At 69.0% G+C, this 23,786-nt stretch carries 25 protein-coding genes; 13 read left to right on the forward strand and 12 right to left on the reverse strand.

Features of this window, described 5'->3' with window-relative positions; translation table 11 throughout:
- The first annotated feature begins 19 nt into the window (after positions 1-19).
- The 7 genes from ACLJRM_RS36860 to ACLJRM_RS36890 all read left to right on the forward strand — a co-directional run bounded on the left by ACLJRM_RS36860 (position 20) and on the right by ACLJRM_RS36890 (position 5,299).
- Positions 20-1,648 carry an amidohydrolase gene (locus tag ACLJRM_RS36860; RefSeq protein WP_101610770.1) on the forward strand — a complete coding sequence of 543 codons (1,629 nt, stop codon included), beginning with the start codon at positions 20-22 and terminating at the stop codon, positions 1,646-1,648.
- 5 nt (positions 1,649-1,653) lie between these two features.
- Entirely contained in the window at positions 1,654-2,103 is a 450-nt protein-coding gene (locus ACLJRM_RS36865) for a GNAT family N-acetyltransferase (RefSeq protein ID WP_101610769.1), read from the forward strand.
- Positions 2,104-2,138: 35 nt separating this feature from the next.
- Complete coding sequence (locus tag ACLJRM_RS36870) at positions 2,139-2,822, forward strand: metal-dependent transcriptional regulator (protein WP_101610768.1); 684 nt, start codon at positions 2,139-2,141, stop codon at positions 2,820-2,822.
- Positions 2,823-3,010: 188 nt separating this feature from the next.
- Positions 3,011-3,397 (forward strand): transcriptional regulator, encoded by a 387-nt coding sequence (locus ACLJRM_RS36875; protein WP_101610767.1) that lies wholly within the window; start codon positions 3,011-3,013, stop codon positions 3,395-3,397.
- Positions 3,398-3,406: 9 nt separating this feature from the next.
- Entirely contained in the window at positions 3,407-4,465 is a 1,059-nt protein-coding gene (locus ACLJRM_RS36880) for a zinc-dependent alcohol dehydrogenase family protein (RefSeq protein WP_410665703.1), read from the forward strand.
- An 85-nt stretch (positions 4,466-4,550) separates the two neighbouring features.
- Complete coding sequence (locus ACLJRM_RS36885; protein ID WP_410665704.1) at positions 4,551-4,688, forward strand: hypothetical protein; 138 nt, start codon at positions 4,551-4,553, stop codon at positions 4,686-4,688.
- Positions 4,676-5,299, forward strand: coding sequence for an alpha-ketoglutarate-dependent dioxygenase AlkB family protein (locus ACLJRM_RS36890; RefSeq protein ID WP_410665705.1), 624 nt, complete (start codon positions 4,676-4,678; stop codon positions 5,297-5,299). The genes ACLJRM_RS36885 and ACLJRM_RS36890 overlap by 13 nt, the downstream gene beginning before the upstream one ends.
- A 635-nt stretch (positions 5,300-5,934) precedes the next feature.
- On the opposite strand, the gene ACLJRM_RS36895 is transcribed toward ACLJRM_RS36890, so the two are convergent.
- The 5 genes from ACLJRM_RS36895 to ACLJRM_RS36915 are packed head-to-tail and all read right to left on the reverse strand — an operon-like array spanning position 5,935 to position 10,232.
- The gene (locus ACLJRM_RS36895; RefSeq protein ID WP_410665706.1) at positions 5,935-6,807 is read right to left on the reverse strand and encodes a biotin-dependent carboxyltransferase family protein; all 873 of its coding nucleotides are present in this window, start codon (positions 6,805-6,807) and stop codon (positions 5,935-5,937) included.
- Positions 6,804-7,409 carry a 5-oxoprolinase subunit B family protein gene (locus ACLJRM_RS36900; protein WP_410665707.1) on the reverse strand — a complete coding sequence of 202 codons (606 nt, stop codon included), beginning with the start codon at positions 7,407-7,409 and terminating at the stop codon, positions 6,804-6,806. Before ACLJRM_RS36900 ends, ACLJRM_RS36895 begins: the two co-directional genes overlap by 4 nt.
- Entirely contained in the window at positions 7,409-8,167 is a 759-nt protein-coding gene (locus ACLJRM_RS36905) for a LamB/YcsF family protein (RefSeq protein ID WP_410665708.1), read from the reverse strand. The genes ACLJRM_RS36900 and ACLJRM_RS36905 overlap by 1 nt, the downstream gene beginning before the upstream one ends.
- Positions 8,167-8,961, reverse strand: coding sequence for a putative hydro-lyase (locus ACLJRM_RS36910; protein ID WP_410665709.1), 795 nt, complete (start codon positions 8,959-8,961; stop codon positions 8,167-8,169). The genes ACLJRM_RS36905 and ACLJRM_RS36910 overlap by 1 nt, the downstream gene beginning before the upstream one ends.
- A 26-nt stretch (positions 8,962-8,987) precedes the next feature.
- Entirely contained in the window at positions 8,988-10,232 is a 1,245-nt protein-coding gene (locus ACLJRM_RS36915; protein WP_101610760.1) for an MFS transporter, read from the reverse strand.
- Between the two features lie 182 nt (positions 10,233-10,414).
- Here ACLJRM_RS36915 and ACLJRM_RS36920 point away from each other — a divergent pair, with 182 nt between their 5' ends.
- Entirely contained in the window at positions 10,415-11,062 is a 648-nt protein-coding gene (locus tag ACLJRM_RS36920) for a GntR family transcriptional regulator (protein WP_410600738.1), read from the forward strand.
- A gap of 70 nt (positions 11,063-11,132) precedes the next feature.
- Here the strand turns inward: ACLJRM_RS36920 and ACLJRM_RS36925 are convergent, their stop codons facing one another.
- Positions 11,133-12,374, reverse strand: coding sequence for an RICIN domain-containing protein (locus ACLJRM_RS36925; protein WP_410665710.1), 1,242 nt, complete (start codon positions 12,372-12,374; stop codon positions 11,133-11,135).
- 143 nt (positions 12,375-12,517) lie between these two features.
- Entirely contained in the window at positions 12,518-13,780 is a 1,263-nt protein-coding gene (locus ACLJRM_RS36930; protein ID WP_410665711.1) for an ROK family protein, read from the reverse strand.
- 96 nt (positions 13,781-13,876) lie between these two features.
- Here ACLJRM_RS36930 and ACLJRM_RS36935 point away from each other — a divergent pair, with 96 nt between their 5' ends.
- The gene (locus tag ACLJRM_RS36935; RefSeq protein ID WP_410665712.1) at positions 13,877-15,271 is read left to right on the forward strand and encodes a GH1 family beta-glucosidase; all 1,395 of its coding nucleotides are present in this window, start codon (positions 13,877-13,879) and stop codon (positions 15,269-15,271) included.
- On the opposite strand, the gene ACLJRM_RS36940 is transcribed toward ACLJRM_RS36935, so the two are convergent.
- Positions 15,246-16,385 (reverse strand): acyl-CoA dehydrogenase family protein, encoded by a 1,140-nt coding sequence (locus ACLJRM_RS36940; protein WP_410665713.1) that lies wholly within the window; start codon positions 16,383-16,385, stop codon positions 15,246-15,248. The two genes, ACLJRM_RS36935 and ACLJRM_RS36940, sit on opposite strands and share 26 nt — an antisense overlap.
- Positions 16,382-18,733, reverse strand: a complete 2,352-nt coding sequence (locus ACLJRM_RS36945; RefSeq protein ID WP_410665714.1) for a bifunctional salicylyl-CoA 5-hydroxylase/oxidoreductase — start codon at positions 18,731-18,733, stop codon at positions 16,382-16,384. The genes ACLJRM_RS36940 and ACLJRM_RS36945 overlap by 4 nt, the downstream gene beginning before the upstream one ends.
- Positions 18,734-18,781: 48 nt before the next feature.
- Between ACLJRM_RS36945 and ACLJRM_RS36950 the strand changes: the two genes are divergently transcribed.
- Positions 18,782-19,186 carry a RidA family protein gene (locus tag ACLJRM_RS36950; protein WP_410665715.1) on the forward strand — a complete coding sequence of 135 codons (405 nt, stop codon included), beginning with the start codon at positions 18,782-18,784 and terminating at the stop codon, positions 19,184-19,186.
- 106 nt (positions 19,187-19,292) lie between these two features.
- Here ACLJRM_RS36950 and ACLJRM_RS36955 read toward each other — a convergent pair whose 3' ends face one another.
- Positions 19,293-20,141: a PaaX family transcriptional regulator C-terminal domain-containing protein gene (locus ACLJRM_RS36955; protein WP_410600283.1), complete on the reverse strand. Its 849-nt coding sequence runs from the start codon at positions 20,139-20,141 to the stop codon at positions 19,293-19,295.
- A gap of 138 nt (positions 20,142-20,279) precedes the next feature.
- Entirely contained in the window at positions 20,280-20,864 is a 585-nt protein-coding gene (locus ACLJRM_RS36960) for a restriction endonuclease (RefSeq protein ID WP_410665716.1), read from the reverse strand.
- Positions 20,865-21,036: 172 nt separating this feature from the next.
- On the opposite strand from ACLJRM_RS36960, the gene ACLJRM_RS36965 reads away from it, so the two are divergent.
- From ACLJRM_RS36965 to ACLJRM_RS36975, 3 genes are read left to right on the forward strand one after another with little or no spacing between them, the layout of a single operon-like run.
- Positions 21,037-21,711: an oxidoreductase gene (locus ACLJRM_RS36965; RefSeq protein WP_410665717.1), complete on the forward strand. Its 675-nt coding sequence runs from the start codon at positions 21,037-21,039 to the stop codon at positions 21,709-21,711.
- 37 nt (positions 21,712-21,748) lie between these two features.
- The gene (locus ACLJRM_RS36970) at positions 21,749-22,099 is read left to right on the forward strand and encodes a PLDc N-terminal domain-containing protein (RefSeq protein WP_101610752.1); all 351 of its coding nucleotides are present in this window, start codon (positions 21,749-21,751) and stop codon (positions 22,097-22,099) included.
- A 36-nt stretch (positions 22,100-22,135) separates the two neighbouring features.
- Positions 22,136-22,552, forward strand: coding sequence for a nitroreductase family deazaflavin-dependent oxidoreductase (locus ACLJRM_RS36975; protein WP_410665718.1), 417 nt, complete (start codon positions 22,136-22,138; stop codon positions 22,550-22,552).
- A gap of 39 nt (positions 22,553-22,591) precedes the next feature.
- Here the strand turns inward: ACLJRM_RS36975 and ACLJRM_RS36980 are convergent, their stop codons facing one another.
- On the reverse strand, positions 22,592-23,773 hold the full coding sequence (locus tag ACLJRM_RS36980; RefSeq protein WP_101610750.1) for an acyltransferase family protein: 1,182 nt from the start codon (positions 23,771-23,773) through the stop codon (positions 22,592-22,594).
- Between the last annotated feature and the right edge of the window lie 13 nt (positions 23,774-23,786).

Here is a 23,786-nt window from a genome sequence, read left to right on the forward strand (position 1 = left end):
GATCGATAGGGTCGGATTCATGCGGGTCGACACGGTCTACGAGAACGCCCGGTTCCTCACCGGAGCAGGGGAATCCGTAGCGCTTGCGGCGTTGAACGGGCGAATTGTCGCTTTAGGTCACGACGCTGCCGCGCTTTCCGCAAAACGCCGGGTCGACCTAGGCGGTTCGGTGGTGGTGCCCGGCTTCCACGACGCGCACAACCACATGGCGTGGTTCGGCATGGCGCTCGACGACGTCGCGCTCTCGGATTGCCGCAGCGTGGACGAGGTGTACGACGCCGTCGCGCGGCGCGCGGCCGAGACACCGCCGGGCGGCTGGATCATCGGCAGCGGCTACGACCAGAACAAGCTCGCGGGCGGCCATCCGACCAGGCAGGGGCTCGATCGCGCCGCCCCCGGGCACCTCGTGCGGCTCAAGCACACGTCCGGGCATATGACCGTGGTCAACTCCGCGGTGCTGGAGCAGCTGGACCTCGCGAACGTTCCGGTGGGCGGTGACGTCGTCCGCGACGGGGACGGTTCGCCGACCGGGCTGCTGCGGGAGCAGGCCCAGCTGCTGCTGCGGCCGCTGACCTACCCGACGCCGATCGAAAGGGTCGTGCGCGGGCTGGACCGGGCGAGTGAGCGATACCTCTCCGAGGGGATCACGAGCGTCCAAGAGGCCGGCATCGGCGGGGGCCTCGTGGGGGAGACCCCAGCCGAACTCGCCGCTTATCAGCTGGCGCGCGACCGCGGGGTGCTGCGGGTGCGGAGCACGGTGATGGTCGCGGCCAGTGTGCTGCACGACCTCGACGCGGGCGCCAGCTCCGAGGCACGCTTTCCCGCCGAGGAGCCATCAGCGCTGTACGGGCTCGACCTGGGGATGCGTACCGGCTTCGGCGACGAGTGGCTGCGGCTCGGCGCGATGAAGCTGTTCGCCGACGGTTCGCTGATCGGGCGGACCTGCGCGATGCACGAGCCGTTCGCCGGGGAACCGGACAACGTCGGCTACTTCCAGGTGCCCGAAGACGAGATCGCGCGGACGATCGCCGCCGCGCACCGGGCGGGCTGGCAGATCGCGACGCACGCCATCGGCGACCGCGCGATCACCGTCGTCCTCGACGCCTACGAAGCCGCGCTGAAAGCGGATCCGCGTCCCGATCACCGGCACCGCATCGAGCACTGCGCGGTACTGCGGCCGGAGGAGCTGAAGAGGCTGGCGTCGCTGGGGCTGATCGCCTCGCCCCAGGGGCGGTTCGTCAACGAAATCGGCGACGGGATGCGCGCCGCGCTCGGCCCGGAGCGCGAGCCCTGGTGCTACCGGCTCAAGAGCCTGCTCGACGCGGGATGCGTGCTCCCTGCCAGCTCGGACCGCCCGGTCGTCGAAGGCGCGCCGCTGCTCGCGCTGGCCGACATGGTGCGGCGGAAGACCTCCTCCGGTGTCCTTCTCGGTCCCGAAGAGCGGCTGACCCCGGCCGAGGCGTTGCACGCTTACACCTACGGCTCCGCGTACGCGGCCTTCGCCGAGAAGGACCTGGGCACGCTGCTGCCCGGCAAGCTCGCGGACTTCGCCGTCCTCTCGGCCGACCCGACCGACGAGTCCACTTTGGATTCGATCCAGGTCGTCGCCACCGCCGTCGGCGGCGACCTCGTCTACGAACGGAGCTGACACTGATGCCGGTACGGGACGCCGTCGCGGACGACATCGAGGAGATCTGCGCGCTCATCGAGGAGCACGCGGTCTACGAGGACAAACACGATCTGAAGCTCGACCGCCGGGAGATGGCCGGGTTCCTCTTCGGCCCCGAGCCGAAGGCATGGGTGCTCCTTGCCACCCCACCGGGTGAGCCGGACGAGGTCGCGGGCTTCGCCTTCTGCAGCTGGAACTTCTCCACCTGGGAGGCCAGGCCGGGGATCTGGCTCGACGACCTCTTCGTGCGTCCCGAGCACCGGCGCTTCGGCCTCGGGCGGGAGCTGCTCGACGAGCTGGCCGCCCGGACGCCGGGCCGGGTCGAGTGGGACATGCAGGAGGGCAACGAGAAGGGCGAGGCGTTCTACGCCCAGCTCGGCGCCGACCCCGTCCCCGGCTGGATCCGGTACCGCTGGCGGCCGCACGCTGGGTGAGCCGCGACCAAGCGGCAAGCCGTAAACTCGCACGCATGGGTGAAGGGGCAAATCGCAGGTCGTCGTCCGTAGAGGACTACGTCCGGGTGATCTACGGGCTGGTGGAGCGCGGCGAGGCCGTCACCAACACGTCATTGGCCGGGCGGCTGGAGGTCAGCCCGTCGTCGGCGTCCGGCATGGTCACCAAGTTGTCCCAGCTCGGGCTGGTCGCGCACGTCCCGTACCGCGGGATCGAGCTGACCACCGAGGGCAGGCTGCTGGCCCGCTCGGTGCTCCGCCGCCACCGGCTGATCGAGACCTATCTGGTGTCCGAACTCGGCTACACCTGGGACGAGGTGCACGCCGAGGCCGACGCGCTGGAGCACGCGGTGTCGGACAGGCTCGTCGAGCGGATCGCGGCGAAGCTCGGCAACCCGGTGCGGGACCCGCACGGCGACCCCATCCCGGCCCCCGACGGCAGCGTCGAGGAGATGCCGATGCGCATCCTCGACGACCTCCCGCCCGGCGCGGTCGGCGAGATCGTGCGTGTCTGGGACACCGACCCGGAACTCCTGCGCTACCTCACCGAGCACTCCATCGGCCTCGGCGAGCGGATCGAGGTCGTCGAGCGCCAGCCGTTCGGCGGCCCGATGGTGGTCAAGGTCGGCTCGCCGCCGGACGCGGCGACGCACGCGATCGGCAAGGAGATCGCCCAGGCGCTGTCGGTCGCGCTCCGCTGACCCCGTGTCCACTGTGGACGCGTTTCGGCCGGGGCGCGCGGTGGGAATTTTCCCTACGTCCCTGCATAATTCGGCTCTTCGGCACATCACCCACATGCCGGTCGGATAGGTGATCTAAGGCCCTTCCGATCATGTGTTCGCACGCCTAGGCTGCGCTATTCCGGGTGGCTAGCGAGCGTGCGAAGGCGATGACAATGACCGGTCAGCGGACACACACCATCGACCGGGGGGTTGCGGAAGGACGGGAACTCAGGCGGCTGCTGGAGGCCGGGCCGTTCGCGGACGCCCTCAGGGCGGCGATCAGGGCGAGGGGTCTCGGTCTCGACCGGATCCGGTACCGGCTGCGAGGGCGGGGGTGCTCGATCAGCCTCGCGACCCTGAGCCATTGGCAGTCCGGGCGCTGCCGTCCGGAACGGCCGGAATCCCTGCTGGTGCTCAAGAATCTCGAGGAGATCCTCGGGGTGCCGTCGGAGTCCCTGTCGCGGCTTCTGGGACCGCCGCGAGGGCGGGCGGCCCGGTGTACGGTGCCCGGCGAGGGCCTGGTGATGCAACGAGGCCGGGAGACGGGGACGTAGGGAGTACGGGTGCGGGCGGTCGTCTTCGAGGAGTTCGGGGTGCTGCCCGAGGTACGCGAGGTGCCGGATCCGGTCGTGCCGCCGGGCGGGGTGGTGATCGCCGTCGAGGCGACCGGGGTGTGCCGCAGCGACTGGCACTCCTGGCAAGGTCACGACACTTCGGTGAACCTGCCGCACGTCGCCGGGCACGAACTCGCCGGCCGGATCGCGTCGCTCGGCGAGGGCGTCCGCGGCTGGTCGGAGGGGGACCGGGTGACGGTGCCGTTCGTCTGCGCCTGCGGCACCTGCGCCCAGTGCGCGGCCGGTGACCAGCAGATCTGCGACCGCGAGTTCCAGCCGGGCGCGACCCACTGGGGCTCGTTCGCGGAGTACGTCGCCATCGAAAACGCCGAGGTCAACCTCGTGGCGCTGCCGGACTCGCTGTCCTCGGCCGAGGCCGCGGCACTGGGCTGCCGCTTCGGGACGGCGTTCCGGGCGGTACTGCGGCAGGGCGGCGTCCGGCCCGGCCAGTGGGTCGCGGTCTACGGCTGCGGAGGCGTCGGGGTCTCGGCGATCCTGCTGGCCGTCGCGGCCGGTGCGTCGGTCGTCGCCGTCGATCCTTCCCCGCAAGCCAGGGCGCTGGCCACACGGATGGGGGCTGTCTCGGTCGTCGACCCTTCCGGCTTCGAGGGCCACGAAGCCGTCGCAATCCAGGTCCGGGAGCTGACCGGCGGCGGCGCGCACGTCTCGCTCGACTGCCTCGGCTCGCCGACCACCTGCGCGGCCTCGATCGGCAGCCTCCGGAAGCGGGGACGCCACGTCCAGGCCGGATTGATGCCGCCCGCGCAGGGCATCGCGCCGATCCCGATGCACCGCGTGATCGGCGGGGAGCTGGAGATCGTCGGCATCCACGGACTGCAAGCGCACGAGTACCCCGAGATGCTGCGGGTGGTGGAGACCGCCGGAATCGACCTCGAAGCGATGATCGGCAAGCGAGTCGGCCTCGACGACGTCCCCGCGGTCCTGGCGGCGATGAACGACCCGGTGCCCGCCCAAGCCGGGGTGACGGTCGTCGAACTCGCGCTGTAGTCGGGTGTTCGCACTGCGGTCAACCGGCCGATCGGAGTAGTCCGAAAGGTGGCTTCTCGCGGCTCGTTGTGGCACGTTCTCCGCCGTGACAGTCAGGGCCGCTCCGTCTCAGCCGCGTTTCGCCCACCGCGTGCTGCGCTGGTTCACCGCGGCGAGCGTCATGGTGCGGGGCCACCGGATCATCGGCGCGCGTCCTGGCAGACTCGAGGTGTGGACGCGCTGATCCCCCGGCCCCGGGCCGAAGTCGCACCCGGTGCGGTGCACGTCCCGGACTGGCTCGACCTCGACGAACAACGCAAGCTGGTCGAAGCCTGCCGCGGCTGGCGTGGCTACCGGCAGACACGGCTGCCGAACGGCGGCGTGATGTCCGTGCGGACGGTCTGTCTCGGCTGGCACTGGTACCCGTACCGGTACTCGAAGGTGACCGACGACGGCTCCCCGGTGCTCCCGTTCCCCTCGTGGCTGGGTGATCTCGGGCGGCGGGCGGTGACCGATGCCTACGGGTCCTCGGATTACGACCCCGACATCGCGCTGGTGAACTTCTACGACGCCGCCGCGAAGATGGGGATGCACCAGGACAAGGACGAGACCTCGCTGGAGCCGGTCGTTTCGCTGAGTCTGGGGGACGCGTGCGTCTTCCGGTTCGGGAACACTTCGGATCGCGGGCGGCCCTATACGGATGTGGATCTGCGGTCGGGGGATCTGTTCGTGTTCGGCGGGGAGTCGCGGCTGGCTTTCCACGGGGTGCCGAAGGTGCTGCCGGGGACCGCCGATCCGGGGCTGGGGCTGGTGGGGCGGCTGAATCTCACTTTGCGGGTTTCGGGACTCTCGTGAGTGGTGGTTCGGGCACCGGAATCTCGCCGCGGCAGGTTCGAGCGTGGAGGATTTGGGACGTTCAACGTCCTAAATCCTCCACACTCGGTTGGGGTTGCGGCTCAGCGTTTGCCGGGCGTTGACGATGTAGGAATGGGGACGTTGAGTGTCTCGATTCCTACATCGTCGAAGGGGCCGGCCCGTGCCCACACCCACAACCTCACGACCGGCAGTCGAGCGGGGAAGATTTGAGACGTCCAATGTCCCAAATCCTCCCCACTTACGACTCCCCGCCATGATCGGACCGGTCACGCGGGACCTCGTGAGTGGTAAGTGACGTTCTGGTGGACCTGTATTTGCTTACCCACTGGATCCTGATGTCATCTCGGTGAGCTTGTGGGGCTTTGTTCTGGATGCCGATGTGGGCGAGTGGGGAGGATTTGAGACGTTCAACGTCTCAAATCTTCCCCGCTCGGCTGCCGTTCGCCGGGGTTGAGGGGTGGCACGGTCTTGATCGACGGAGGATGGGGGACGTTGAGTGTCCCCGATCCTCCGTTGATCAAGTACCAAGACCGGAGCGACCCCCTCGACGACCGCACACCATCTTCGCCCTGGTCACGCGTAGGTAGGCGAATACCGGTCCGCTCTAACCGCCCTTACCACTCACGAGTCAGCGCGAGCTGGAACCGCACTCGCTGCCCCGGCCGCACCTGAGCGGCCAGGTCCAAGTCGGCCTCGTCCACGACCGCGATCACCGGATAGCCCCCGGTCACCGGATGGTCGGCGAGGAACAGGATCGGTTGTCCCGAAGGAGGAATCTGCAACGCGCCGGGCACCGCGGCCTCGGGCGGCAACTCGCCATCGCACGCCCGCGAGAGCATCGCACCCGACAGCCGCACGCCCACCCGATCGACATCGGAGGTGGCGACGTAACCAGAAGAGACCAAAGTGGACAGTGCGCCGGGAACGAACCACGGGGCCCTGGGGCCCGGAGTGACCCGCAGAACCGGCTCGTCCGGTAAGGGAGGCCGAGGGGCGAGATCCACACCGGGATGGGCCAGTACTCGCTGTCCCACTGGCAGGGTCATCCCGGCCGAAAGTACCGGCGGGCCGAGTTTGCCGAGGGTGTCGGTCGCCCGGGCGCCGAGCACCGGAGGGACGTCGATGCCGCCGCGCACGGCGACATAGCACCGCAAACCCTGGTAGGCCGTGCCGAGCACGAGGTCCTCACCGGCACGCACAAGGATCGGTGAGCCGGGTCCGACAGCACGCCCTCCGGCGGTGATCGAGCAGGGCGCGCCGGTGACGGCGACGGTCGCCGGGGCCGAGAATCTCAGGACGAGACCGCCCAGGACACTTTCCAGCGCCGCATGACCCTCGGGGTTCCCGACCAGCCGGTTCGCCAGCCGCAGCGAACCGCGGTCGGCGGCACCGGACCGGCCGACGCCGATCGCGGCCAGGCCCGGGCGCCCGAGATCCTGCACGGTGGCGAAAACCCCGGGACGGACCACTTCGATCTTCGCGGTCATGAAGAGAACCGGATCCGCGTACCGGGCGCGAGCAGGTTCGGCGGCTCCCGTTCGACATCCCACACCGGCAGGGTGGTCCGTCCGATCAGCTGCCAGCCGCCGGGTGAGGCGTTCGGGTACACCGCCGTGTACTCGCCCGCGATCGCGACCGATCCGGCGGGCACCCGGGTGCGCGGGCTCGTCCGGCGCGGCAGGTGCAGGGCGGGGTCGAGTCCGGTCAGGTAGGCGAAACCCGGTGCGAAACCGCAGAAGGCCGAGACGTAGGTCCCGTCCTCGTGCCGCCGGACGACGGCTTCCGGCGACAGGCCGGCGGCCGCCGCGACGTCGGCGAGGTCCGGGCCGTCGTAGCGCACCGGCACGACGATCTCGGCGGCTGCGCGAGGTGCGGCGTCCATTGTGGACCGATCGAGGACGTCGCCCGCGAGCCGGTCGTGATGGGTCCGGCCCGGGTCGAACCGGATGAGCAGGGTCCGTGCGGCCGGGACCAGTTCGACGACGCCGTCCGGCGGGTCCTGCTCCAGTGACGCGTGCAGCCCGAGCACCTCCGACGGATCGTCGAAGTCGACCATGGCCGCACGCGCCCCATAGGGCAGTACTCGCATCACGCGGCCTCGAGGAACGATCCAATGTGGACACCCGACGCGCTGAGTCCCGCGCGGATCCGGCGCGCCAGTTCGACGGCACCGGGAGTGTCGCCGTGCACGCAGAGCGAATGCGGCTGGAGCGTCAGCTCGGTCCCGTCGGCGGCGACGACCTTGCCGGTGATCGCCATCGCGACCGCCCGGTCGGCCACTTCGTCGGCGTCGTGGAGCACGGCGCCCGGCAGTTTCCGGGAGACCAGAAGGCCTTCGGGCGTGTACGCGCGGTCCGCGAACGCCTCGGTGTACGAGGGGAACCCGGCTTTTTCGGCCTGCACGGCCATTTCCGACCCCGGCGGGCACAATAGCGCGAGCGTGGGGTGGAACCGCCGGATCGCCTCGACCACCGCGGCCGCCTGCTCCGGATCCACGGAAGCGGTGTTGTACAAGGCCCCGTGTGGTTTGACGTACCGCACCCTGGTCCCCGCGGCCCTGGCGAACGCGTCGAGCGCGCCGATCTGGTAGAGCACGTCGTCGGTCAGGTCGGCGGGGGCGACGTCCATCGCCCGCCGCCCGAACCCGGCCAGATCGCGGTAGGCGACGTGGGCGCCGATGACGACACCGCGTTCCGCCGCGCGTTCGCAGACGCGCCGCATCACCGACGGATCACCGGCGTGGAATCCGCACGCGACGTTCGCGCTGGTGACGATGTCGAGCATGGCGTCGTCGTCGCCCATTTTCCAGGCGCCGAAACCCTCGCCCAGGTCACTGTTGAGATCCATCAGGCCACCCTGAACTCACTGTCGAGTTTGTCGGTCACGAACATGTAGCCCGGCGCGTGCGTGATCGCGAACGGTGGCCGCGAGGCCATCAGCGCCGCCTGCGGGGTCACGCCGCACGCCCAGAACACCGGCACGTCACCGGGTTCCGCGTCGACCGGGTCCCCGAAATCGGGGTGGGCGAGATCGGCGATGCCGAGCGCGGACGGGTCGCCGATGTGCACGGGCGCACCGTGCACGGCGGGCATCCCGCGGGTGACGCGCACGGCGTCGTCGACGCGGTCCTCGGGGATCTGCCGCATCGAGACCACCATCGGCCCGTGCAGCCGCCCGGCCGGGACGCACTCCCGGTTCGTCACGTACATCGCCACGTTGCGGCCTTGCTCGACGTGCCGCAGCGGGATGCCCTCCACGGCCAGCGCCGCTTCGAAGGTGAAGCTGCAGCCGATCGAGAACGCGACCATGTCGCTGCGCCACAGGCCGCTCGCGTCCGGGATCTCGCCGGAGAGCGCGCCGTTCTGCCAGACCCGGTAGCGCGGCAGGTCGGTGCGCAGGTCCGCGCCGGGCGCCAGCCGCGTCGACGGGTCGCCGGGATCGCTGACGTCGAGCACTGGGCAGGGCTGCGGGTTCCGCTGGCAGAAAAGCAGGACGTCGTAGGCCCAGTCCTCGGGGACGGCGATCAGGTTGGTCTGGGTGAAGCCGTTCGCCCAGCCGGTGGTCGGGCGGGCGGTGCCCGCGCGGAACAGGGCGCGGGCCTCGCCGGGGGACAGGGTCGCCGGTTCGTCGAAGGTGGTCATCGCGGTGCCTCCTCGTCCGATTGTCGTCACAGGAGTTCGCGGCCGCGAGTCTCGGGCAGGCCGAGCAGTGCCAGGATGGCGATTCCGTAGCCGACCGCGCCGAACACCATCGCGCCGCCCGCGCCGAGGAAACCGACCACGGCGGGGAAGGTTGCGCCGATGGCCCGGCCGAGGTTGTAGGTGAAGCCCTGCCCGGTCCCGCGCAGCGCCGACGGGTACAGCTCGGCGAGGAACGCGCCGAATCCGCTGAAGATCGCGGACATCGAGAACCCGAGCGGGAAACCGAGGAACAGCACGAGTGTGTTCGCGCCCGCCGGGATCTGGGTGTACGCGATGATCAGGCCCGCCGAAAGCACCGAGAACAACAGGAACGTTTTCTTGCGTCCCAAGAGATCCGTGAGATAGCCGCCGGTGACGTAGCCGATGAACGCGCCGGAGATCAGGAACGCGAGATAGCCGCCCGTCCCGATGACGGTGAGGCCCCGGGTGGTCTTCAGGTAGCTCGGCAGCCAGGTCGCGAGCGTGTAGTAACCGCCCTGAACACCGGTCGCGAGCAGCGCGGCGAAGAACGTCGTGCGCAGCAGGTCCGGCTTGAAGATGCCCTTGAACGAACCGCGTTCCTTCTTGGCCGCGCGGGCGGCCTCCGCGACGGGCGCGTCCTGGACGTTCCGCCGGACCCACAGCACCAGCAGTGCCGGGATGACACCGGTCCAGAACATGACGCGCCAGGCGATGTCCGGGCTCCAGATACTGAAGACCACCGTGTAGACGACGACCGACAGCGCCCAGCCGACGGCCCAGGCACTCTGCACGAAGGCGACCGTGCGGCCGCGATATTTCGCCTGCGAGTACTCCGCCACCAGCGCGGCGCCGGCGGCCCACTCGCCGCCGAACCCGAGACCCTGCAGGGCGCGGAAGACCAGGAGCGTTTCGAAGTTCGGCGCGAACCCGCAGAGCACGGTGAAGATCGTGTACATCGCGATGGTGATCTGGAGGGTGCGCACGCGGCCGATGCGGTCGGCCAGGATGCCCGCGCCGATGCCGCCGATCGCCGAAACCACCAGCGTCGTCGTGCCGAGCAGGCCCGCTTCACCACCGGAAAGCCCGTAGTAGGCGGTGATCGCAGCCAGGCCGAGCGGCAAGGTCTGGTAGTCGAACGAGTCGAGCCCGTACCCGCCGAACGCGCCGACGAAGGCCCGGCGGCCTCGCGAACCGAGCGTGCGGAACCAGGCGAAGGGGCGAGTGTCTTCGGTAGTGGCTGTCGCGGTCATCGGCACCTCCAGAGGTGACTGTTCATGGTGGCACGGGTCACATGGATAGCCACTGTAGGTATTGTTCAACAATTCCACAAGAGGATCCTTGGCTTGCCCTCTTGTCCGTAGGTAGGATCCGTTACGTGACGATCGCGGAGGGTGGTCCCGTCTCAGTGCAAGGACTCGAAGCCGACCGGGGCATGATCAGCCGCACCAGCACCGCCGAGCGGGTCGCGGGGGTCCTGCGCACGCGCATCGCCGAAGGCTTCTTCCTGCCCGGCGTGCGGCTCTCGGAACACGACATCGGCTCGGCGCTGGGCGTCTCCCGCAACACGCTGCGCGAGGCGTTCCGGCTGCTCACGCATGAACGGCTGCTGACCCACGAGCTCAACCGCGGTGTCTTCGTACGGGTGCTGTCGGTCGAGGACGTCGTCGATCTCTACAAGGTGCGCAAGGTCGTCGAGTGCTCGGCGGTCCGCGCGGTGACGGAGAAGCCGCCGACGTTCGCGAAGCTCGCGCGCATGGTCGAGGACGGCAGGCTCGCCGAGCGGAGCGAGCGCTGGCAGGACCTCGGCACCGCGAACATCCGGTTCCACTCGGCGATCGCGGAACTCGGTGGCAGCGAACGGATCGACGAGCTGATGCGCGGCATCTTCGCCGAACTCCGGCTGGTGTTCCACATGATGGCCGACCCGCGGCGCTTCCACGAGCCGTACCTCAAGCGCAACGCGGAGATCCTCGAGCGCATCGAGGCCGGTGACGGCGCCGGCGCCGAAGCGCTCCTCGCGCAGTACCTCACCGACGCCGAAAACCAGCTCGTCGAGGCCTACGCCGAACGCTCTCCCTGACGCAATTCGTCCTCTGGTTGCGGTGGTTCCGAGTACGAACGACCGCGACCAGAGGACGAAACGCGGTGGGTCAGGGGGTCGTCCACTTCTGGTTCGCGCCACCGCCGCAGGTCCAGATCTGCAGCCTGGTGCCGTTCGCGGACGAGTTCCCGGTGGCGTCGAGACACTTGTTCGCCTGCGGGTTCACGATGTCACGCGCGCCGCTGACCGCCCACCGCTGCGCGCCGGAACCGTTGCAGTCCCACAGTTGCACGGCGGTGCCGTCCGCGGTCCCGCCGCCGGAGACGTCCAGGCACTTGCCCAGCGCGCGGATCGTCCCGTCGCCGCCGACGGTCCAGTTCTGCGCCGCGTTGCCGTTGCAGTCGGTGATCTGGATCGGGGTGCCGTTGGCGCTGTTCGCGGCGGCGACGTCGACGCACTTCCCGCCGATCCCGGTGACCCGCCCGGTGTTCCCGGAAGTGTTGCTGGAGTTGACGTGCACGTAGTCGACGACGAGGCGCTGCGGGAACACGGTGCTGGAGTTCGGGTCTCCCGGCCAGTAGCCGCCGACGGCGAGGTTCAGGATCAGGTAGAAGGGGTGGTCGAAGACCCAGCGGTTGCCGTTGAGATCGGCGGGCGTGCGGGTCTGGTAGAGGTTCCCGTCCACGTACCACCGGATCTGGTTCGGCGCCCAGTCGACGGCGTAGGTGTGGAAGTCGTCGGAGAAGTTCGGGCCGTTGTAGCCCGCGCCGATCCCGCCCGCGCCGGAGTAACCGGGGCCGTGGAGCGTTCCGTGCACCGTGTTCGGCTCGAAGCCGACGTTCTCCATGATGTCGATCTCGCCGCTGTTGGGCCAGCCGACGTTGCCGATGTCGGCGCCGAGCATCCAGAACGCGGGCCACATCCCTTGTCCGCGCGGCAGTTTCATCCGCGCTTCGAACCGGCCGTAGGTCTGGGTGAACTGGCCCTGCGTGGACAACCGGGCCGAGGTGTACTCGCAGCGCCCGTACCAGCAGTTGTAATTGCCCGGGTTTTCCTTCTTCGCGGTGATGACCAGGTTGCCCTGGCCGTCGAGCGCCGCGTTGTTCGTCCCGGACGTGTACCACTGCCGTTCGTGGTTGTTCACGTTGTCACCGGTCTCGAAGTGCCACTTCGAGGTGTCGATGCCGGCGCCCGCGGGGCCGTTGAAGTCGTCGGTGAACGTCGCGGCCATGACCGCGGCTTCGGATGCTGGGGCTTGGGCTGTCGCCGGGAGCGAGCCGAGCAGGACGGCGGCGGCGAGCACCGCGGTGCTCCTTCGAAAAACACGGCGGAAACGTGCGGAGATGGACATCGTTGTCGCCTCTCTGACCGTTGGGGACACGAGGAGAAGGCGCACGGCGGAACCACTTTGTTGCGCCTGGCAACAAAGTATGCATGGTCTCTACCACTGCGACAAGATGTCCGGTGAGGTATTTTTTAACCTCGAATTAAGGCTCAGGCAGCCGTGCCCCGCTTTGACCCGGCCGTCCGCGGGTCCGCGCCCTGGTCCAGCAGGGCGGCGACCGGGAGGGTGGCGGCTCCTATGGCGACGGCGTCCGGCCCGAGCTGCCCGAGTTCGATCTCGGTCTGGTCGAACACGTGCGCGAGCGCGTGCTCGCCCGCCACACGCCGGATCTCGGGCAGGTACTCCTCGCCGAGCGCCAGCCCGGCCCAACCGCCCAGCACGATCCGCTCCGGGTTGAAGAGGTTGATCAGGTTGCCGATCCCGGCGCCGAGATAGCCCGCCGTCTCCTCCAGCACCTTGGCGGCGGCCTTCGACTTGCCCGCCGACTCCAGCAGCGCGGCGAACTGCGTCTGCTCGTCCTCGTCCGAAGTGGTCTTCCCGCCGCGCGCCTTGCGATAGCGCGCGAGGACGCCTTCCGCGCCGACGTAGGACTCCAGGCAGCCGCGTGATCCGCAGCGGCAGTCCTGTCCGCCGTAGACGATCGTCGTATGGCCCCATTCGCCCGCGCTGCTGGTGGAGCCCCGATAGGTGGTGCCGTCGGTGACCACGGCCGCGCCGACCCCCGAGCCGATCAGGACGATCACCGCGTGCCGGGCGCCGCGACCGGCGCCGAACCACATTTCCCCCTGGCCCTGGGTTTTCGCCCCGTTGTCGACGAACAACGGCAGCTCGACGCCCTCCGCGCGCAGGAGATCGGTGAGCGGGACCTCTTTCCAGCCGATGGTGGGCGCGTGCACGCGGAGCGCCCCGCCCTTTTCGGCAGAGCCCTGTTCGACCGTGCCGGGAACGCCGACGCCGACACCGAGCACGGTCGCTTCGTCGATGCCCGATTCCGCGATCACTTCCCGGATTCCGGACGCCACCTGGGTGACGGTCGATGCCGCGTCCGGCCGCGGGGAGGCGAGGGGGTGCTCGACGGTGGCGAGCCGGTTCATGGTGAGGTCGAACAGTTCGACCTTCACCCCGGTCTCGCCGATGTCGACGCCGGCGACGTGGCCATACGCCGGATCGACGCGGAGCAGGACACGGGGCCTGCCGCCGTCGGATTCGACCAGCCCGGCTTCGGTGATGAGGCGTTCTTCGCCGAGTTCGGCGGTCACGTTGCTGACGGTCGCGGCGCTCAATCCGGTCAGACCGCTCAATTCGTGGCGGCTGAGCGGGCCGTCGAAGTAGAGTTTCGACAGCAGGAGGGAACGGTTGTGCCGCCGCAGGTCACGGACGGTGGTGCGCTTGGCAGGCATGCGGATACCCATCTTATGGCGGCGGACCTTTCCAGGATGCCCCACGACCTTAGCCTCCGCCATGTATTAACTGGTGAAATAAGGCAGGCTGGCCGGAAGGAGGGCGCCGTGACGGAGGAAAACGAGCTCATCGGCACCTTGCCGTCCGATTTCCGGTGGGGTGTCGGCAGCTCGGCCTACCAGATCGAAGGCGCGGTAGCCGAAGACGGACGAACACCGTCCATTTGGGACACCTACGGCCAGTCGCCCTGGGCGATCGACCACGGTGACACCGGCGAGGTCGCCTGCGACCACTACCACCGGATGCCCGCCGACGTCGCGCTGGTGAAGGAACTCGGCGTCGACACCTACCGGTTCTCCGTGTCCTGGCCGAGGGTGCAGCCGCGCGGGCGCGGCAGCGTCAACCCCGCCGGGATCGCCTTCTACGACCGGCTGGTCGACGAACTGCTCAACAACGGCATCGATCCGTGGCTGACGCTGTACCACTGGGATCTGCCGCAGCACCTCGAGGACGCGGGCGGCTGGCCCGCCCGCGACACCGCTGTCCGTTTCGCCGACTACGCGATGCTCGTGTTCGAGCGGCTGAGCGACCGCGTCCGCCACTGGACCACGCTGAGCGAGCCGTGGTGCACGGCCATGCACGGTTACGTCCACGGGGTGATGGCGCCCGGCCGCCGGGACGCGAAGGCGGGGATGGCGGCGGCGCATCACCTGCTGCTCGGCCACGGCCTCGCCGTGCGGCGGATGCGGGAACTCGCGCCGCCCGGGACGAAGTTCGGCATCACGCTCAACCTGAGCACCGCCGATCCGGCCACCCCCAGCGAGGCCGACCGCGAGGCCGCCCGGTTCGAGGACGGGCTCGGAACGCGGTTCTACCTCGACGCGCTCGTGCACGGCCGCTATCCGGAGGACGTCCTCGAAGACCTCGCGCGCCAGGGCATCCGCCTGCCGTCCGAGCCGTGGGACCCGTCGATCATCGCGGCGCCGCTCGACTTCCTCGGCGTCGACTACTACTTCGGGACGAGGTACTCCGGGGTGGAGGAGAACGGGAACGCGGTCGAGCACTTCGGGATGCCCGCGTTCCGCAAGGTCCCGTTCGGAGCGCCGTCGACGGTGCTGGGCTGGGAGATCCTGCCGGACAAGCTCACCGAACTCCTCGTCCGGATCACCCGTGACTATCCCGGCCTGCCGCTGTACGTCACCGAAAACGGCGCCGCGTTCACCGACGTCCCCGACGAGACAGGCTTCGTCCGCGACGACGACCGCGCCGCGTATCTGTCCGCGCACATCGCCGCCACGGCGGCCGCGCGGCAGGCGGGCGCGGACGTCCGCGGCTACTTCGCCTGGTCCTTTTTGGACAGTTTCGAATGGGCCTACGGCTACGCCAAACGGCTCGGCCTGGTGCGGGTCGATCGCGAGACGCAGGCGCGGACGATCAAGCAGAGCGGGCTGGCCTACCGCGACATCGTCGAGCGGGTCAAGAAGTCAGGGACCGGGCGATGATCGTCCGCTGCACCTCGGACGCGCCTTCGTAGATCCGCGGCGCCCGGACCTCGCGGTAGAGGTGTTCGAGCAGGTGACCGCGCCGCAGTGCCCGCGCGCCGTGGATCTGCACGGCCGAGTCGACGACGTACTGGGCCGTCTCGGTGGCGAACAGCTTCGCCATCGCGGCGCGGCCGGCGAGGTTCCGCTCGCCCGCGTCGTAGGCGGCGGCCGCGGCGTACACGAGCAGGCGCGACGCCTCGGTGCGGGTCGCCATTTCGGCAAGGGTGTGCGCCACGGTCTGCTGTTTCAGCAACGGTCCGCCGAACGCGATCCGGGTCTGGGCGTGGGCGACCGCGGCGTCGAGCGCGGCCTGCGCCATCCCGACGGCGAACGCGCCGACGCTCGGCCGGAACAGGTCCAGCGTCCGCATGGCGACCCCGAAACCGCGGTCCTGTTCGCCGAGCAGCTCGTCCCGTTCGACGCGGACCCCGTCGAACACGAGGGTGCCGATGGGATGCGGGCTGACCAGGTCGAGATGCTCACCGGACAGCCCGGCGCGGTCGGCGGGGACGACGAACGCGGAAACCCCACGGGAGCCCGCTTCCGGGGTGGTGCGGGCGAAGACGCTGTAGAAGTCGGCCTCGGGGGCGTTGGAGATCCACATCTTCTCGCCGGTGAGGCGCCAGCCGTCACCGTCGGGCTCGGCGGAGAGCTCCAGCGCGGCCGCGTCCGAGCCCGCGTTCGGTTCGGTGAGCGCGAAAGCGGCGACGGCGTCACCCGCGGCGACGGCGGGAACCCACTTCGAGACCTGCGAATCCTGCCCGGACTGCAGCACCGGATACGTACCCAAGCCCTGCAGCGCCAACGCCGTCTCGGCTTCGGTGCTCTGGCTCGCGAGCGATTCCCTCAGAATGCAGAGATCCGTCGCCGCCGCCTCCCGGCTCGGGCTGCCTCCGTCGACGCCGGGGAACAGGCGGGAAAGCAGGCCGAGCGCGCCCATTTCCTTGAGCAGCGGGCGGTTGACCGCGCCTTCGGTGCCGGATTCCGCCAGTGGCCGGAGTTTCTCGGCGCCCAGCCTCCGGACTTCGGTGGCGAAAGCCTGCTGCTCCGGGCTCAAGGCGAAGGCTGTCATCGGTCGCTCCCAGGTCGCCAGCGGGCGTGCGCGGTGCCGGGTTCCCCCGAGCGCAACAGTTCCAGCCGCGGTTTCGGTCCGTCGGTGCGGCCGCCCTGCGGCTTCCGGCTGCCCGCCGCGTACTGCTTCGGCCACGGCATCGGGTAGTCCTGTTCGGCCGCGGCGTGCAGTGTCCACTGTGGATCGTAAAGATGAGTCCTGCCGAGGGCGCACAGATCCGCGCGGCCCGCCAGGATGAGCGAGTTGACGTCGTCGTAGGACGAGATCGCGCCGACGGCGATCACCGCGACGCCGTACTCGCGGCCGATCTCGTTGCGGATCCGGTCGGCGTAAGGGGTCTGGTAACTGCGGCCATACTGGGGTTTCTCGTCGCTGACGACCTGACCGGTCGAGACGTCGATGCCGTCGACGCCGTGCTCGGCGAACGCGCGGGCGATCTCGACGGCCTCGTCGACGTCGATCCCGCCGTCGTACCAGTCGGTCGCGGAGATGCGGACCGTCATCGGCCGATCAGCGGGCCACGCCGCGCGGACCGCGTCGAAGACTTCCAGCGGGAAGCGCAGCCTGTTCTCCAGCGAGCCGCCGTACTCGTCGGTGCGGCGGTTGGTCAGCGGGGACAGGAAGGACGACAGGAGGTAGCCGTGCGCGCAGTGGAGTTCGAGGAGGTCGAATCCGGCGCGACCGGCGGCACGGGCGGATTCGGCGAACTGCTCGCGGATCTCGGCCAGCTCGGGGATCGTGAGCTCGCGCGGGGTCTGGTTCGACTCGGCGTACGGGAGCGCGGACGGGGCGCAGATCTCCCAGTTGCCTTCGGGGAGCGGCTGGTCGATGCCGTCCCACATCAGTTTCGTCGAGCCCTTGCGCCCGGAATGGCCGAGCTGGACACCGATCCGCGCGGGTGTGCCGCCATGGACGAAATCGGTGATCCTGGCCCAGGCCCGTTCCTGTTCCTCGGTGTACAGGCCGCCGCAGCCCGGGGTGATGCGGCCGGTCTCGGAGACGCAGACCATCTCCGTCATCACCAGGCCGGCGCCGCCGAGTGCCTTGCTTCCCAGGTGTACCAGGTGGAAATCGGTCGGGACGCCGTCTTCGGAGGAATACATGTCCATCGGCGAGACGACGACGCGGTTCGGCAGGTCCAGGTTCCCGATCCGGAAGGGCTGGAACATCGGTGGGCGGACTTCGTCGTCCAAAGTGGACGCGAACCAGGTGTCCAGTTCGGCGGCGAATCCGGGATCGCGCAGCCGGAGGTTGTCGTAGGTGACGCGGCGGCTGCGGGTGAGGATGTTGAACGCGAACTGCGCCGGATCCTGATGCGTGTACCGGCCCAGGTTCTCGAACCACTCCAGGCTCGCCTGCGCGGCGCGCTGGGTCGAGGTGACGACGGGGCGGCGCTCGGCTTCGTACGTCTTCAGCGCGCTGTCCGTATCGGACTGTTCGTGCAGGCAGGCGGCGAGCGCGAGGGCGTCTTCCATGGCGAGTTTGGTGCCGGACCCGATGGAGAAATGCGCCGTGTGGGCGGCGTCGCCGAGCAGGACGACGTTCTCGTGGCGCCAGCTCGCGCAGCGCACGGTGGCGAACGCGGTCCACTTCGAGTTGTTGGCGAACGTCCGGTGGCCGCCGAGGACGTCCGCGCACAGTTCGCGGATGACCTCGATCGACTTCTCGTCGCTCTCGCCCGGCGCCAGCGAGGTCGCGGCGATCCGGCCGAACGCGCGCTCCCAGACGTCCTCGTGCAGTTCGAGGATGAAGGTGCTCGCGGTGTCGCTGTACGGGTAGCCGTGGATCTGCATGATCCCGTGCGGGGTCTCGAGCACGTGGAACTTGAAGGCGTCGAAGACCAGGTCGGTGCCGAGCCAGATGTACTTGCAGCGCCGGGTCTGGATGTCCGGCCTGAAGCTTTCGGCGAGCGCGGCGCGGGTCGGCGAATTGACGCCGTCCGCCGCGACGACGAGGTCGTACTCGGCGCTCGCCTCGGCCACGTCCGGCGCCTCGGTGTGGAATCGCACGTCCACGCCGAGTTCCGCGCAGCGTTCCTGGAGGATGCCGAGCAGCCGTTTGCGGCTCATCGCGGCGAATCCGTGCCCGCCGGAGGTGTGCACGGTGCCGCGGAAGTGGACGTCGATGTCGTCCCAGCGCGCGAACTCTTGCCGCATGGCGGCGTGGATCACCGGATCGGCGTGCTCGATGCCGCCGAGGGTCTCGTCGGAGAACACCACCCCGAACCCGAAGGTGTCGTCGGGCGCGTTGCGCTCCCAGACGGTGATCTCGTGATCGGGATGGAGCTGTTTCGCCAGCGCGGCGAAGTAGAGCCCCGCCGGGCCGCCGCCTAACACCGCGATACGCACGTCGCTCAGGGTATGTCGCGGTATGTACGACCGTCAACGATGCGGGATATGCTGACCCGCATGGAGCGCATCAACCCGCCCGGTCTTGGCCGTCCTTCCGGCTTCTCGCACGCTGTCGCGGCGAGTGGACGGTTCGTCTTCCTCGCCGGTCAGACGGCTTTGGACGAAGAGAACCGCATCGTCGGCGAGGGAGTGGTCGAGCAGTTCGAGCGCGCGCTGTCCAATCTGCTCACCGCGTTGCGCGCGGTGGGCGGGGAGCCGTCCGACCTGTGCAGCGTGACCATCTACATCGTCGACATGGACGACTACCGCGCCCACGCGCGGGAGATCGGCGCGGTGTGGAAACGGCTGGCCGGGAGCGAGTACCCCGCGATGGCGGGGATCGGCGTGAGCCGGCTTTGGGACGTCGAGGCGCTGGTGGAAGTGCAGGGCTTCGCGGTGGTCCAGGAGTAGCGGCGACGGCTCTCGGCCCGAAGTCCGCCAGAGCTGCAATGAACGGGCCTTTCCTTGCAAATTTTGCAAGGAAAGGCCCGTTCATTGCGTGCTTGGGGGGAGCGGGTTAGGGGAGGGTGCGCGAGACGTGGGCGGCCGCGGCCTCGCCCAAGCGCGAGTGCAGCGTGAAGAACAGGTCCGCGGCCCGGATCCCGGCCCAGGCGGGCGGCAGCAGTTCGGCGGGCAGGCCCGGGTCGAGGTAGGGCAGCCGCCGCCAGTCGGTCAGCACCCGGACGTAGTCGGCGAACGCCTCGGCCTCGTGCGTGTTCTTGCGCCGCTGCCAGCGCCGGAGCGCGGGCGTGTGCTCGTCGAGGAACGCGGTGTACAGCGTTTCGAGCTGGTCGAGATCCCACCAGTCGTGGATCTTCTCGCGCACGTCGCCGAACGCGAGGTGCTCGGCGTGGAAAAGATCCGCGTAGCCCTCCAGTTCGAGCCGCCGGAGCATGTCCGACGTCGCGTCGCGCAGATGCGCGGGCGCGATCCAGACACCGGACGACGCGGTCCCGAAACCGAGTCGCGCGAGCTGAGTGCGAAGAATGTGCCGTTTGTGCCGTTCTGCCTCCGGGACCGAGAACACCGCGAGCAGCCAGCCGTCGCCGGGAGTGGCGCGTTCGCGGCGGAAGATGCGTTCGTCGCCTTCGCGCAGGATCGCCAGCGCCGTTTCGGAGAGTTCGTAGCCCGCGGCCCCGTCCCGGCGCACGGCGGAAAGGATCCCGCGCCGTTTCAACCGGGAGATCGACGACCGGACGGCGGGTTCTTCGACGTCCACGACCGCCAGCAGGTCGATCAGGGACCGGACGGAAAGCCAGCCGCCTTCGCCGCGTGAGTAGAGGCCGTACACGGTCACGATCAACTGGCGCGGTTGCGCCGTTCGCCCCGCGCCGTCGACTTCGGTTGTCTCCGACACGGCCGTCACATGCTCACCATAACAATGAGCCACGTGACCAGGGAGGACGTATAGAGGTCCATACGGTAACGAAGGGGGCGTCACGGCCAGAGCTCACTGGCCGACGTCACTCTCGCGATCCTCATTGCGGGCCGTTGACTGGATTCCCTAATGCCAGGGCGCGGGACCTGTCCGGCTCGCCCACGCCGCAAGCGCGTGTGCATCGAACAGCCTGATACCCATCTGGCCTGCGTACTCCCGAGCTTGCTTGGTGAAGGTCGAGGTGGTCACGACCGCGGCGACTCCCGCGCGGTGCACGCTGAAGCAGGTTCCACCGAAACGTTGCAAATCCGGCCCGGTGACCTTGTTCGTCGAGATGTACCGCTTGGCCTGGAGCACGATCTTGCGGCCGTCGGGCGTGTAGGCGACCACGTCGGCTCCGAGATCGCCGGCGCGGCCGGTGGCGCCGGCGTTGCTGCAGCCGTCCCGCGAGCAAAGGAAAGCCAGCGCCTGCTCGAACTCGGTGGCGCCCATGGCGTGATAGCGGGCGATTTCTTGTGACCTGACGACCTCGAGCTCCCAACGCTCCTGCGCATCGCGTGCTCGCGTGCGGTGGCGCAGCACCAAGAGATAGACCGTCACACTGATCACCGTCACTATGACGAACATGGACAGCACCGGATGTGCTGCGATGGTCCGGCCGATGAAAGAGAGCAGGCTTACCAGAGCCCCAGCGACAATGAGGGCGCCCACGCAACCTGTTGCATCGGACCTGGACCGCCGTCTGGCCAAGTCGGCCTCCTTCACGCCGCGTCGATACTCCGGGGTGCAAGTCGGCAACGCCGGTCGTCGCGTTACGTCCGTGCTTTGACGGTGAGCTGACGTTTCGGTCGTGACCGAAGCGTTCCGCACTTAGCGTCACGGTATGAAGAATCCGCTGATCGAAGCCCCCGTCCCGCCGGTGCCCCAGGACGTCGAGCCCGGTGGCGTCCGGTGGCTGCGGGCGAACGTCGCCCGGTTCAGCCGCCCGGAGGACCACCCGCGGCGCCGCGCGCTCGTGCTCGCCGAACTCGCGCCGATGGGCTCCTTGCGGGACAAGGCCTTCGCGCTCACCCGGGAATTACGGGACGAGCCCGTGGACCGGATCCTGTGGACGGTCCCGGTCGCCGTCCTGGCCGCGGAACTCGGTCTGCCGGACGTTTCCCGCGACATCGCAACGGTTTCCGCGAGCTACCACCCGCATACCGAAACCGGTCCTGGCGCCGAAGCGGCCATGCGGCGGCTGATCGAGGTCTGTGGCGGTGACGTCGACGAGCGGACGGCCGCGCGGATCGGGCTCCTGGTGCAGGCCTGTGACGCGACGGCCAAGTTGCTCGGCAAGGCCCTGGCCGCTCGCCGGCCCGGTGAAGACGCCGAGAGCCTGCTCGACCGGGTCCTGCGCGAGGACCCGCCGGTCCGGATCACCCGGCGGTGGGTCGACGGCGCGGTGGTCGAAGTGGACCTGACGAAACGTCCGTTCGGAGCAGGGCCCAAGCAGTGCCCGGGACAGGCGCAGGCGCTTCAAGCGGCCGCGGGAATTCTCGACGCCCTCCTGTGCTAATACTTACCCCGGCAATCCGGAACTGGGGAGATTTTCGATGCTGTATTTCAATGGTTTCTTCGGCGTTCTCACGCTCGGTCTGTGGATCTTCTGCATCGTCGACGTGATCACCACGGACGAAGGATCGTGCCGCAACATGCCCAAGGGGATGTGGTTGCTGCTGGTGCTGATCGTCCCGCTGATCGGCTCGATCGTGTGGCTCGTCGCCGGTCGCCCGCAGCACGCCGCCCGGGCCCCGCGCGGCCGCTACGAACGCGAGAGCCCGGCGTTCCCGGAGTACGACCGGCCGGGCCGTTTCGCCGCGACGAGTGCCGAGGACGACGAAGAATTCCTGCGCAAGTGCCGGGAACGGGCCGAAGCGCAGCGCCGCAAGGCCCACGAAGACTGAGTAGCCTCGGCGACGGAGATCCACACAGGAGGATAGATGTCCGAAATGCTCGACTGGAACCAGAACATCATCAAGGAATTCCGCGAGAACGACGGGAAGGTGGGCGGCCCGTTCGAGGGCGGCTCCCTGCTTCTTCTCACCACCATCGGGGCGAAGAGCGGCGAGCCGCGCACCTCGCCGCTCGCGTACGCGGAGGAGGACGGCAAGTACGTCATCGCCGCGTCGTACGCCGGTGCCGACAAGAACCCGGCCTGGTACCACAACATCGTGGCGAACCCGAAGGTCACCATCGAGGTCGGCACGGAGAAGTTCGAAGCGACCGCGACGGTCGTCCTCGAAGACCGCGCCGAGCGCGACCGTCTCTACGCGAAGATGGTCAGTCTCATGCCGGGCTTCGCCGACTACGAGAAGAAGACCGATCGGGTGATCCCGATCGTCACGATTTCCCGCTGACTACGCAACTAGTCCTCTAGTTGCGGTCCTTGCGGGGGGTCAGCGTGCGCCGCTGGGAGCCTCGACGGCGTTCGGCCGCTGAAGTTCGGCTTCGGCCGCTCGCAGCGCCTTGCGCTCCTGGCGGCGCGCGATCAGCTTCTTGCCGGTGGTGATCATCGGCTGCTCAACCCAGCGGTGGATCAGGTCCGCGATCCCCAGCCCGACCGCGAACACGGTCAGCGCGCTGATCATCCGGTGCTCGCCCAGCGGCGGGATCGCCGCCACCACGGCGAAGTGCACCGGGCCCTGCAGCAGGTAGAGCGAGTACGAGCGCTCACCGACGAAGCGCATCACCTTCGTCGCCAGCAGCCAGCGCAGCGGCCCCGGCGAGACCAGAACGACCAGCAGCATCGCCGAGAGCAGGCCGTAGGCGATCAGCAGGCCGAGGTTGCTGCCGGTCTTCCACCACAGGCTTTCCATGTTGACGTGCAGCACGGCGAACGCGCCGAACACCGGGATCGCCGCGAGCGGGTGGGTCAGCGGTTTGATCACCGCGTAGGACCGGCGGTAGTGCATCGCGATCGCCAGCACGCAGCCGATCAGCAGGATCGCGTAGTGCACCGTCGACCGGTAGATCGGCACCTGCGGCCCGTTGAGCACCCAGCCGCTGGTGACCCCCACCAGCCCGGCCATCAGCGCGAACGCGGCGAACGCCAGCGCGAGCTTGCGCCAGGCCGCGGCGAGCCCGACGGCACCCGCGACCACCAGCAGGAACGGCCAGACCAGGTAGAACTTCTCCTCGATGCCCAGCGTCCACGAGCCGCTGAAGAAGTTGTCCGCGCCGTTCGGCTTGCTGCCGGGCAGGAACTCGTTGAAGAACGTCAGGTAGTACTTCAGCGCGTGCGGGAACTCGCGGGCGAGGAACTCGCCGCGCAGCCACACGAACACGACGATCCCGCCGAGGATCACCAGGTACGGCGGCAGGATCCGGAACACGCGGCGCAGGTAGAACGCCGAAAGCGAGATCCGGCCGGTCCGGTCCTGCTCACGCAGCAGCAGCGTCGTGATCAGGAAACCGGACAGCACGAAGAAGATGTAGACACCGACCCAGCCGGACAGCCAGCTCCACTTCGGCCCCGCGAAGTGGAAGAGGATCACGATGGTGGCCGCGATCGCGCGCAGCCCGTCGAGCGCGGGGAACCGACGCATGGCGAGGAACTCGTCATGGTCCAAAGTGCGCACAGTGCCCCCTAAT

The sequence above is a fragment of the Amycolatopsis sp. lyj-84 genome, assembly GCF_046549075.1.
Lineage (GTDB): Bacteria > Actinomycetota > Actinomycetes > Mycobacteriales > Pseudonocardiaceae > Amycolatopsis.